Here is an 11,895-nt window from a genome sequence, read left to right as displayed (position 1 = left end):
CCCCCCCCCCCCCCCCCCCGCCCGCGAAACCGCCTCGTGAACCGCCGCGAGTTCATCGCGAAAGCGGGCGCGGGGGCGCTCTCCGCCGCAATCGTAGGGTGCGCGCCGAAGACGGATGCGCCGCTCGCGGGCGGCTTCGTGGACGACGGGGGCGCGCGCGGGCACCGGCTTCGCGACCGGGCCGCGGTGCCGCCGGTCCGGCGGACGGTGCGCGTGCCGGTGGTGATCGTGGGCGGGGGGATGGCGGGGCTGTCGGCGGCGTGGTGGCTGGAGCGGGCGGGGATGCGCGACTTCGTGCTGCTGGAGCTGGAGGACCACGCGGGCGGCAACGCGCGGTGGGGCGAGAACGAGGTGAGCCGCTACCCGTGGGCCGCGCACTACGTACCCGTGCCCGGCCCGCACGCCGTGCACGTCCGCGAGCTGTTCGCCGAGATGGGGATACTGCGCCCCGACGGCTCGTGGGACGAGCGGATGCTGTGCTTCTCCCCGCAGGAGCGCGTGTTCGTGGACGGCGCCTGGCGCGAAGGGCTGGAGTCGGTCTTCACCTTCTCGCCGGACGGCGGGGAAGAGGCGAAGCGCTTCCAGCACGTGATCGACCGGCTCCGCGCCAGTGGCGAGTTCACGATTCCCTCCGCACTGGGACGAAAGTCGTCCGCGCTGGATTCGCTCTCGTTCGGCGATTGGCTGCGGCGCGAGGGGTTCCGGTCGCAGGCGCTGCGGTGGTACGCGGAGTACGCCTGCCGCGACGATTACGGCGCGCCGCTGGGCGACACGTCCGCCTGGGCGGGCATCCACTACTTCGCCGCGCGAGATGCGGATCCGGGCCCGCTCACCTGGCCGGAGGGCAACGGCCACATCGCCCGGCACCTGCTCGCGCGCGCGGGGGACCGGGTCCGCACGGGGGCGCCCGTGCACCGCGTGGAGCGCGCAGGCAGCGGCGTGCGCGTCCTCGCGGGCGAAACCGAGTACCTGGCGGATGCGGCGGTCTGGGCGGCCCCGTCGTTCCTGGCGCCGTACGTTGTGGAGGGTGCGCCCGCAGTGGACTTCACCTACTCGCCGTGGCTCACCGCCAACCTCACGCTCGATCGCCTGCCGCGCGAGAACGACTTCCCGCTCGCGTGGGACAACGTGATCGCCGGGTCGCCCGCGCTGGGCTACGTGGATGCGGGCCACCAGTCCATCTCCACTCACCGCGAGCGTGCGGTGTGGACGTACTACTGGGCGCTGACCGGTGAGCCGCCGCGCCAAGCGCGCGCCACGCTGCTCCGCCGGCCGTGGCGCGAGTGGGCGGACCTGATCCTGGCGGACCTCCAGCGCGCGCACCCGGATATTCGCCGGTGCGTCTCGCGCATCGACGTCATGCGCATGGGCCACGCGATGATCCGGCCGACGCCGGGCTTCCTCTCGTCTCCCGCCCGCGCGGCGCTGGTCGCATCGCCCGGCCCGGTCTTCTACGCGCACTCCGATCTGAGCGGCCTCTCGCTGTTCGAGGAGGCGCAGCACCTGGGCATCGCCGCGGCGGAGAAGGTGCTTGCGCGCCTCGGCGGCTCGCGCTCGGCGGTTGCGGTGGGGGAGATGGACGGATGATCGAAGATACGCGGCTGGGCAGCATCCTCCGGCTCGTCTTCAGCCTGGCCGGGCTGTGCATCTGCCTCGGCTTTCCCCCCGCCATCGCCGCAGTGCTCGCTCGATCCAGCGGAGCCGGGAACGGCGGACGGGCGGCGATCATCGTGCTGGATGCGGCGCTCGCCATCACCCGCATCGGCCTCATCGCCGCGGCGGTGGCAACGGGCGTGATCATTGTCGTGATGCTCATCCCGGAACCGATCCTCCACCGGCTCGTTCGAGCGGACGGGTGATGAGGTAGGGCGATCATCGATCGATCCCACGATTGCGGAGACTGTCATCGACGGACGCACATCTACCGAACGCGGTGGATGGTTGCGGAACCGTCTGTTTGCGCTAGGCTTCGCAAGCATCCCCTCTCGACCTTCCGGGCCGTCCGCATCGCCGATACGCCGGCTCCGATTCGCATTCCACGGGCAAATAATGGCTTCCGACCAGGAGATCGCCTTTCCGAAGCTGAGCGAGCGGCAGATCGCGCAGCTGCTGCCGGTGGGCTGCGTACACCCGGTGGCCCGCGGACAGGTGCTGTGGAAGGAGGGCGACCGGGGCTTCGGCTTCTACGTGGTGCTCTCCGGCAGGGTGGAGATCCTCGACTCGTCCGGCGACGAGCCGCGGCGCGTGGTGGTGCACGAGCCCGGCGAGTTCACGGGAGACGTGGACGTGCTCACCGGCCGCGCCAGCCTGGTCACCGCATGCGTGCTGGAGGACGGCGAGGTGCTGGAGCTGTCGTCCGACACCATCCACCACGTGGTGGGCGAGCTGCCGGAGATCAGCGAGGTGCTGCTGCGCGCCTTCCTCATGCGGCGCACGCTGCTGCTGGGGCAGGGCTACCGCGGCATCCGCATTCTGGGCAGCAGCTTCGCCCCGGAGGCGCACCACCTGCGCGAGTTCTGCACGCGCAACGGCATCCCGTACACGTGGCTGGACCTGGAGGCCGACCCGCAGGCCGAGGAGCTGCTGCGTACCTTCGGCGTGGGGCCGGACAAGACGCCCATCGTGATCGGGCGCGACGGGAAGTGGGTGAGCAACCCCACCGTCTCGCAGCTCGCGCGCTACATGGGCATGGACGCGCGGGTCACCGACGGCGACGTGTTCGACCTGGTGGTCGTGGGCGCGGGGCCGGCGGGGCTGGCGGCGGCGGTGTACGGCAGCTCCGAGGGGCTGCGCACCCTGTGCGTGGACGCCACGGCCGCGGGCGGGCAGGCGGGCACCAGCTCGCGCATCGAGAACTACCTGGGCTTCCCCACCGGCATCTCCGGCGCGGACCTGGCGGCCAAGGCGCTCCTCCAGGCGCAGAAGTTCGGCGCGCGCATCTCCGTGCCGCAGAGCGCGGTGCGGCTGCGGCTGGAGGGCGGCCTGCGCATCGTGGACCTGGACGACGGCTCGCACGTGTCCGCGCGGTGCGTGCTGGTGGCGAGCGGGGCGGAGTACCGTGGGCTGGACGTGCCCGGCATTCGCGGGCTTGAGGGCGCGGGCGTGTACTACGCGGCCACCGAAATGGAGGCGCGCCTGTGCGGCGGCGACGAGATCGTGATCGTGGGCGGCGGCAACTCGGCCGGGCAGGCGGCGATGTATCTTTCGCGCTTCTCCAGGCGCGTGCACGTGCTGATCCGCGGCGGCGACCTGGGCAAGAGCATGTCGCGCTACCTGGTGGACCGCATCGAACGGGCGGAGAACGTGGAGGTGCACACGTTCGCCGAGGTGATCGCGGTGGACGGGAACGGCGTGCTGCAAGGCGTCACCGTGCGCTGCAACGCCACGGGGGAGGAGATACGGATCGGGGCGCGGGCGCTCTTCCTCTTCATCGGCGCGCGGCCCAACACGCACTGGCTGGACGGCTGCGTGCACCTGGACCGCACCGGCTTCGTGGTCACCGGCCAGGCGCTGCCGGAGGAGATCCGCCGCTCGGCCGTGTGGCGCGACGTGGGCCGCGCGCCCACGTTCCTGGAGACGAGCCTGCCCGGCATCTTCGCGGCCGGCGACGCCCGCAGCGGCTCGGTGAAGCGCGTGGCCTCGGCCGTGGGCGAGGGCTCCATGGCCGTCACCTTCGTCCACGCCCACATCGGCGCGCCGGCGTGATGATGGCGCCGCGGAGAAGCTGAAGCCAGCGCATCGGCGCGAGAAGCTGTCTCTCGCCTGCGCCAACGACAGGTGGGTCGCGGCGGCGCCCTGGCGGCTAAAGCCACGGGCTACAAAGGCACAAAGGCCACCTGCGTGGCCTGCTGCCGCGTCATCCCCGCGGTTCGACACGCAGACGCAGACGCTGTACAGCTGTCCGCCGCGATCACATCCGAGGTGCGCCCCCCAGCCCAACCAACCCTCCCCCAGGCAGTTTTGGGGGAGGGTCGGCGAGCCTAAGCGAGCCGGGGAGGGGGCCCGCCTCATCCATCTACCGGAGCCATGCCTTGAAGCCTCTCCATCGTCCGTCCGCCATTCTCGCATCTACCGTCCTTCTGTTCGCATCCGTGTCGTTCGCCGTCTCGTCCGCAGCGGCGCAGACGAACCGGGAGCGGGTGTCGGGCGGGTACTACGACCGCTCGCACGACTACGACCTGGTGCACCAGAGGATCGAGGTGAGCGGGTTCGATTGGGACTCCACGTCGTTCAAGGGGCGCGTGGCGACGACGCTCGTGGCGCGCAGGCCGGGGATGGACTCGGTGGTGCTCGATGCGGGGCACCTGCTGCGCATCCGCCAGGTCACGTCGGGCGCGGGGGCGGCGCTGCGGTTCCGGACGCACGGCGACTCGCTGGTCGTCTTCCCCGCGCGGCCTGCGGCGTTCGGCGACACGGTGCGCTTCACCGTCGCGTACGACGGGAAAGTGCGCAGCGGGCGAGGGCTGACGTTCCTCGAATCCGAAGGCCGTCCGCACCGGCCGCGGCAGATCTGGAGCCAGGGCGAGGCGACGGAGAACCACAACTGGTTCCCTACCTACGACTTCCCCAACGACAAGGCGACGTGGGAGGTGCATGCCACCGTCCCGCGCGGCTACACCGCCGTCAGCAACGGCCGCCTGCTGGCCGACGTGACGAACCCGGACGGCACGCACACCACGCGCTGGAGCCAGACGCAGCCCAGCGCCACGTATCTCGTCTCCCTGGTCGTCGCGCCCCTCGCGAAGGTGCACGACACGTGGCGCGGCAAGCCGGTGGACTACTACGTGTACGCCGAGGATGCGCCGCTCGCCCGCCGCCTCTTCGGCGTGACGCCGGACATGATGGAGGTCTACTCGCGCCTCACCGGCGTGGCGTACCCGTGGGACAAGTACGCGCAGACGACGGTGGCGGACTTCTTCGGCGGGATGGAGAACGTGAGCGCCACCACGCTGGTGGACTGGCTGCCCGACGAGCGCGCGTACCAGGACCGCCCGTGGTTCCAGCACATCCTCATCCCCCACGAGTTGGCGCACCAGTGGTTCGGCGACTACGTGACGACCGACGATTGGGCCAATCTGTGGCTCAACGAGGGCTTCGCCGAGTTCATGCCTGGCCAGTACTGGAACGAGAAGCTGGGCCGCCGCGTGGAAGACGACTACTACGCGGACGAGTACCGCCAGCTCATGGGCACGGACGCGCGGCGGCGGATGCCGGTGGCCGCCGAGGGGTCCAACAACGTGTACCCCAAGGGCGCGCTCGTCCTGAAGATGCTCAAGGACTATCTGGGCCCGCAGCGCTTCTGGGCGTCGGTGAACCGCTACCTGACCACGCACGCGTACGGCACGGCCACGACGGACGACTTCCGTCAGGCGGTGCGCGACGCCACCGGCGAGGACATGGACTGGTTCTTCGACCAGTGGCTGTACCAGGCCGGCTTCCCCGAGTTCGACGTGGCGCAGAGCTACGACGCCGCGGCGCATCGCCTGACGTTGCGCGTGCGGCAGACGCAGGTGGACAGCAGCAAGGCGGATGAGGACGGGCTGCGCTTCACCACGCCCGCCGTGTTCCGCATGCCGGTCACGGTGATGGTGGGCACCGACGCGGGCGACGTCACGCGCACCTTCCAGCTCGACGCGCGCGAGCAGACGCTGGTGATGGACGGCGTGGCCGAGCCGCGGATGGTGGTGTTCGACGTCGACAACCACATCCTGAAGAAGCTCGCGTTCCCGCAGCCGACCGCCTGGCTCGCCGCGCAGCTCCGCCGCGACCCCGCGCTGTGGAACCGCCAGTGGGCCATCGACCAGCTCGCGGCGAAGAAGGACGATGCGGCCGCCCTCGCCGCGCTGGCGGACGCCGCCGCGCACGCGGACTACCCGCTCACGCGTGCGCAGGCCGCACGCGCGCTCGGCGGCTTCCCTGAGGCATCCGCGCTGCCGCCGCTCCAGGCCGCGCTACGCGACACCTCGTCGCGCGTGCGCAGCGCGGCGGTGGAGGCGCTGGGCACGGTGGGCGGGGCGCGTGCGGCCGGCCTCGCGCGCGGCGTGTTCGACGGCGACGCGAGCTACGATGTGCGCGCCGCCGCCGTCCGCGGCGCCACCCGCGCCGACACCGCGGGCCGCGCGGAGCTGATCCGGCGCGCGCTGGCCGCGGACTCGTACCGCGACGCCGTGCGCAACGCCGCGCTCACCGCCGCCTCCGCGTCCGGCGACGAGTCGCTGATCCCGGCAGTGGAGGCGCAGCTCGGCGCGGGCACGAACGCGGCGAACTCGCTGGCGGCGTTCGCGCGCAGGGGCAGCACGCGCGCGCTGAGCGTGCTCGTCTCGCACCTGAACGACCCGCGCGCGTACGTCCGCACCTGGGCCGTTCGCTCGCTCCGGCAGTTGGACGCCGCGACCGCCGCCGCACCGCTGCGCGCCGCGCTCCCGTCCATCCGCTACCCGGAGACACGCCAGGCGGCGGAAGACGCACTCCGCGCCATGGAGAGCCGCGGCGCGCGGTAAGCCTCGCGCTCTCAACCGCATCGAAAAAGCCCGGCCGTCCACGCGACGGCCGGGCTTTCTCGCTTTCCCGCATGTCCAACCTTTGTGAGGCACGACAACTGCGGCGCGCGCCCGGCTGCGCATCTCCAAACCGTTCGGCGGGTCGACGGACATGCGGGAGATGCGGAGCCGGCATCGCCCGTCCGCCTGGATAGCCCGCGGACGCCAACGAGGCGCGCATCGTCCCGCGCCGAAGGGGAAGGGAAGCGGCGGGGATGAGGATCGGATCCTTCCGAGGTGGGGACCGGCGGTGTTGAGCACGGCGGCGGGCATCGTCCTGCTGGTGCTGGTGGCGCTGGACGTGTTCCTCACCGTGCTGCACCTCCAGGCGCGCGGCGGGCCGCTCACGCGGCGGTTGGGGCGCGGCATCTGGACGCTGTTTACGGCGGCGGCTCCGAAGCAGCCGGGCATGACTCGCAGCATCGTCTTGGGCTTGGCCGGGCCGCTGATCATCGCCGCCGGGCTGGGCGTGTGGACGCTGGGGCTGGTGATCGCTTTCGCGCTCGTCTACCTGCCGCACATGCCGCAGTTCCTGGTGCAGCCGGGCTCGCTGCGCACGCACTGGGTGGAGGCGTTCTACTTCAGCGCATCCGTCGTCTCCACCGTCGGCACGGGCGACATGGTGCCGGGCACGCGGGCGCTGCGGATGATCACCGCCGTCGAGGGCCTCACCGGCTTCGCGATGGTCACCATCGGAATCAGCTACCTGTTCGGCGTGTACGGCGAGCTGGCCGTGGTGTACCGCCTGGGCTCCACCATCTCCACGTACTTCACCGGCGGGGTGGACGCCACGATCCGCCGCGTGGAGGCCGTGGGCGTGGAGCCGTTCGCGCGCTGGAGCGAGGGCGTGGCGTCGTGCCTGCTGGGCGTGCTCCAGGCCGACAGCCAGTACCCGGTCCTCCAGTATTTCCGCTCGGGCGAGCCGGCGCGGGCGCTCACGGCGCAGATCGGCACGCTGCTGGAGTTCCGCCGCGCCGTGGAGCGTGGCGGGCGCCTGCCGGGGCTCGCGAGCCATCCGTCGTACGTGGCGCTGATGGAGGCGCTGCGCGCGTACATCGAGGAGATCGAGAAGCACTTCGTTCCCCGCCGCTTCGACCCGGCGCCGCCCGCCCCCGGCGAGGACCCGCTGGAGCGCGCCTACACCCGCATCCGCCGCTACAAGCGCTACTGACCGCGCTGCCCGCGACGTCCGGCAGAGGCTTCCACCCCGCCTGCGATCTTCCCGTAACGTCGCGATCCGCGTCCGACGCAACCACGAAGTTTCCGGCGGATGCGCATCTTCCGATCCCGTCCGACCTGCCGTTCGGTAGATGCGCAACATCCGTCCAACGCGTCCGTTTCGGTAGATGTGTATCTCGGTGAGCCATCGTGCTATCGGCGGACATGCATCTACCGAGCATTGATGGGCGCGGTTCGGTAGATGTGCATCGACCGGGCAGCCACATGGGCGATTCGGTAGATGTGCATCTTCTGGACATCGGCCAGCGTGATTCGATAGATGTGCGTCTACAGGCGCGACCTTCGTCGGAGATGCGCATCTTCCGGCGCCGTCGAGCGCGCCCGAGGGAGCGGTGCGGATGGCTGCAAACGTGCAGAAGGTGCGTGCTCGCGCGGCCTCAAACAATCGCCTACCTTGATGCGGATCGCGACAGGCGCAGGCCCCACACATCCCGAGGCGCACCCGCATGTTCGTGCTGGTCGAGCACTACGTCACGCAGCCGCAGGCGTTCTGGTCCGGCGTGGACCACGCGCTGAAGTCCATGCCCGCCAACGCGACGCTCCACCACTGCTTCCCCACGCCCGACGGCACGCATGCCATCTGCATCTGGGAGGCGGAGGCGCTGGCCGACGTGCGCGCCTTCCTGGAGACTTACGTGGGCCACGTGTCGCGCAACCTCTTCTTCGAGGTCGAGAACGGCTCGGGCATCGCCACCCCGGCACGCCTGTAGATTCATCGGCGACGGAGACGGCGGCGCGCCTGGCGGCTGAAGCCGCGGCTACAACGGCACGAAGCCCGCCATCGCGGGCTGCTTCCGGGATGTCCGGACCGCACGGCGACGTCCCCGCGACCGCGAGGGACCGGCTCGGTGTCTCGCACCGTCTGTCGACGCGCCGCCTGTCATCTCCGTCCTTCCGTCCTTCCCATCGACGGCATCCGCCGCAACTCCGGGCAACGCGGCGGGTACGTCCGCGCATCCGCATAGCCCCTCGCCGCACTGGCGACGTGTTTTGCGGCGCTGTATCGTGTGACCGGACATCACCCCCAACCGAAAGGCCCGCTCGATGAAACGCCTCGTCCCCCTGCTGGCGCTCCTCGCGGCCCCAGTGGCGGCGCAGGAAGTCAGCATCCCGCACACCACGTTCACGCTGCCCAACGGGCTGACCGTGATCGTGAGCGAAGACCACTCCACACCCATCGTGGCGGTCAACACCTGGTACCACGTGGGCTCGGGCTACGAGCGCACCGGCCGCACCGGCTTCGCGCACCTGTTCGAGCACGTGATGTTCGAGGGCAGCCGGAACGTGCCCGAGGGCCAGTTCGACAACCTGCTGGAGAGCGCGGGCGGCAACAACAACGGGACCACGAACAACGACCGCACGGCGTACTACGAGACCCTACCCAGCAACGGCGTGGAGCTGGCGCTGTGGCTGGAGGCCGACCGCATGGGCGGGCTGCTGGACGCGCTGAACCAGCAGAAGCTGGACGCCCAGCGCGACGTGGTGAAGAACGAGCGCCGCCAGCGCGTGGAGAACCAGCCGTACGGCACCACGTTCGAGACCGCAGCGCCCGCGCTGTACCCGGCCGGCCACCCGTACTCGTGGACCACCATCGGGTCGATGGAGGACCTGACGGCCGCGTCGCTCGACGACGTGAAGACCTTCTTCCGCACCTACTACGCGCCCAACAACGCCGTCCTCAGCGTGGTCGGCGACGTCAACACGGCCGACGTGCGGCGGATGGTGGAGCGCTACTTCGGCGGGATCCCGCGCGGGGCAGACGTGCCGCGGCCCGCTGCGAACGCGCCGGCAATCGCCGCCACGCGCCACATCGTGAAGGAAGACCAGGTCACGCTGCCCGAGCTGAGCCTGATCTGGCGCACCGGCCCGCGCTTCTCGCGCGACGAGGCGGCGCTCAACGCGCTGGGCCAGATCCTCACCGGCGGCAAGAGCAGCCGGCTGTACAAGCGCCTGGTGTACGACGAGCAGGTGGCGCAGAACACCAACGCGTTCAACGACGCCAGCATGCAGAGCGGCGACTTCTGGATCCAGGTGCGCGGCAAGCAGACGACCCACCTGGACCGCATGGAGGCCGAGGTGATGGAGGAGATCGCCAAGATAGCCGCCACCCCGCCCTCGGCCGACGAGCTCCAGCGCGTGGTCAACGGCATCCAGACCTCGTTCGTGGGCAACCTGGAGACGGTGCTGGGCAAGGCCGACCAGCTCAACGACTACCAGTACTACGCGGGCGACCCCGGCTTCGCGGCGCGCGACCTGGCGCGCTACACCGCGCTCACCCCCGCCGACATCCAGCGGGTGGCCCGCGAGTACCTCACCGGAAAGAACCACATCGTGCTCAGCTACGTTCCGCAGGGCCACCCCGAGCTGGCCGCGGGCGAGAAGGAGGCCGCCCGATGAGACGCTCCCTTGCCCTCGTGGCCGCCGGCGCCCTCGCCGCCGGCTGCGCCGCACCCGCCCCGGCCCCCGCGCCTGCGCCGGTCACGCCCGCTCCCGCCCCCGCGCAGGTAGCCGCGGCGCCGATCCCGAGCTTCCCCAGCACGCCGCCGTCGCTGGGCGCGGCCCCGGCGCTTCGCATCCCGCCCATCGTCACGCGCACGCTGGGCAACGGGATGAAGGTGATGTACGTGTCCATGCCCGAGCTGCCTGTGGTGAGCGCCACGCTGGTGGACCGCGGCGGCATCTCCGACGACCCCGCCTCCGCGCCCGGCCTCGCCGCCTTCACGGCGAGCATGCTGGACGAGGGCGCCGCCGGGCGCACCTCGCTCCAGATCGCGGACGCGCTGGACCTGCTGGGCGCCAGCCTGTCGGCCAGCGCGGGGTGGGACGCGTCGCAGGTGAACTTGTACGTGCTCCGCAAGAACTTCCCGGCCGCGCTGGGCATCATGGCCGACGTGGTCACGCGGCCGGACTTCCCGCAGCGCGAGGTGCAGCGGGTGCGCGACGAGCGCCTGGTCAACCTGCAGCGCGGGAAGGACGAGCCCACCGTGATCGCGGGCAACGCTTTCCAGGCGCTCGTGTTCGGGCAGGCGAACCCGTACGGCCGCTTCGCGACTGTTGCCGGCACGCGGGGCATGAGCCGCGCGCAGCTCGTCGCTTTCCACCGCAGCTACTACCGGCCGGACCAGGCCACGCTCGTCCTGGTGGGCGACGTGGACCCCAACGCCATCCACGCCGACGTGGAGCGCGCGTTCGGCGGCTGGCGCTCCGGCGGGGCCGCCCCGATCCCCGCGGCCGCGGCCCCGGCGGCGGCGAACACGCCCGCCACGCGCATCTTCCTGATCGACAAGCCGGGCGCCGCGCAGAGCGAGATCCGCATCGGGCACCCCGGCGTGGCGCGCACCAGCCCGGACTTCTTCCCCCTGCTGGTGCTCAACAGCATGCTGGGCGGGGCGTTCACCAGCCGCCTCAACCAGAACCTGCGCGAGAAGCACGGCTACACCTACGGCGCCAGCTCCGCGTTCAGCATGCGGCGCGGGGCGGGGCCGTTCGTGGCGCGCGCGGCGGTGAAGACCGCGCAGACCGACAGCTCGCTCACCGAATTCTTCCGCGAGCTGAACCGCATCCGCACCGAGGCGGTGCCCGAGGCCGAGCTGGCGCAGGCCAAGAGCTACGTGGCGCTCGGCTTCCCGCAGTCGTTCGAGACCACGGGGCAGGTGGGCAGCCAGCTCGCCGGCCTGGTGCAGTACGGCATCGACCCGTCGTTCTTCAACGACTACGTCGCGCGCGTCAACGCCGTCACGCCGGCGGACGTCCAGCGCGTCGCCAACCAGTACGTCCGCCCCGCGAACTCCGTCGTGGTGGTCGTGGGCGACCGCAGCGTGATCGAGCCCGGCATCCGAGCCCTCAACCTGGCGCCGGTCGAGATCCGCAGCATCGGCGAGTTCGTGAAGTAGCGTCGTCCTTCCCGCCGCGCGTCGGTCGACGCGCGGCGGAAGACCTCCGTCGAGTCGTCTCTCCGGTAGAGATCGATCACCGGGCGAGGTCTCGTCGAAAGGATGCGCCGGGAGATGCGCGGCGGTTGCGCATCTCCGGCAAGTGTAGGTGCAGGCGTGAGATAGAGACGCGGCCGCTCTCCCGGTGGAGGGCGGCCGCGGCGTTTTTGCGCCTTGACGGGGCG

The 11,895-nt window shown here is 71.2% G+C and carries 8 protein-coding genes; all 8 read left to right on the top strand.

What is annotated here, in order from left to right:
• Positions 1–1,587: FAD-dependent oxidoreductase (locus VFE05_18800; GenBank protein HET6232131.1), on the top strand; the 1,587-nt coding region annotated here is incomplete at its 5' end.
• Positions 1,584–1,859, top strand: coding sequence for a hypothetical protein (locus tag VFE05_18795; GenBank protein HET6232130.1), 276 nt, complete (start codon positions 1,584–1,586; stop codon positions 1,857–1,859). The genes VFE05_18800 and VFE05_18795, both read left to right, overlap by 4 nt.
• Before the next feature lie 190 nt (positions 1,860–2,049).
• Entirely contained in the window at positions 2,050–3,705 is a 1,656-nt protein-coding gene (locus tag VFE05_18790) for an FAD-dependent oxidoreductase (GenBank protein ID HET6232129.1), read from the top strand.
• A 326-nt stretch (positions 3,706–4,031) separates the two neighbouring features.
• The gene (locus tag VFE05_18785; GenBank protein ID HET6232128.1) at positions 4,032–6,500 is read left to right on the top strand and encodes a M1 family aminopeptidase; all 2,469 of its coding nucleotides are present in this window, start codon (positions 4,032–4,034) and stop codon (positions 6,498–6,500) included.
• 292 nt (positions 6,501–6,792) lie between these two features.
• Positions 6,793–7,710 carry a potassium channel family protein gene (locus VFE05_18780; protein ID HET6232127.1) on the top strand — a complete coding sequence of 306 codons (918 nt, stop codon included), beginning with the start codon at positions 6,793–6,795 and terminating at the stop codon, positions 7,708–7,710.
• 514 nt (positions 7,711–8,224) lie between these two features.
• Positions 8,225–8,488, top strand: coding sequence for a hypothetical protein (locus tag VFE05_18775; GenBank protein ID HET6232126.1), 264 nt, complete (start codon positions 8,225–8,227; stop codon positions 8,486–8,488).
• A gap of 334 nt (positions 8,489–8,822) precedes the next feature.
• Complete coding sequence (locus VFE05_18770) at positions 8,823–10,175, top strand: pitrilysin family protein (GenBank protein ID HET6232125.1); 1,353 nt, start codon at positions 8,823–8,825, stop codon at positions 10,173–10,175.
• A complete protein-coding gene (locus tag VFE05_18765) occupies positions 10,172–11,671 on the top strand; it encodes a pitrilysin family protein (GenBank protein HET6232124.1) in 1,500 nt (499 codons plus the stop codon). The genes VFE05_18770 and VFE05_18765 overlap by 4 nt, the downstream gene beginning before the upstream one ends.
• Positions 11,672–11,895 lie beyond the last annotated feature (224 nt).

The sequence above is a fragment of the Longimicrobiaceae bacterium genome, from assembly GCA_035696245.1.
Classification (GTDB): Bacteria; Gemmatimonadota; Gemmatimonadetes; order Longimicrobiales; family Longimicrobiaceae; genus DASRQW01.
Note: the sequence above shows the minus strand (reverse complement) of the source record. Positions and strands in the feature narration are given on the sequence as shown.

Excerpts from the sequence above, each read along its gene's own strand:
- VFE05_18790 (HET6232129.1), top strand. The coding sequence starts at position 2,050 with ATGGCTTCCGACCAGGAGATCGCCTTTCCGAAGCTGAGCGAGCGGCAG.
- VFE05_18770 (HET6232125.1), top strand. The coding sequence starts at position 8,823 with ATGAAACGCCTCGTCCCCCTGCTGGCGCTCCTCGCGGCCCCAGTGGCG.
- VFE05_18765 (HET6232124.1), top strand. The coding sequence starts at position 10,172 with ATGAGACGCTCCCTTGCCCTCGTGGCCGCCGGCGCCCTCGCCGCCGGC.
- VFE05_18775 (HET6232126.1), top strand. The coding sequence starts at position 8,225 with ATGTTCGTGCTGGTCGAGCACTACGTCACGCAGCCGCAGGCGTTCTGG.
- VFE05_18795 (HET6232130.1), top strand. The coding sequence starts at position 1,584 with ATGATCGAAGATACGCGGCTGGGCAGCATCCTCCGGCTCGTCTTCAGC.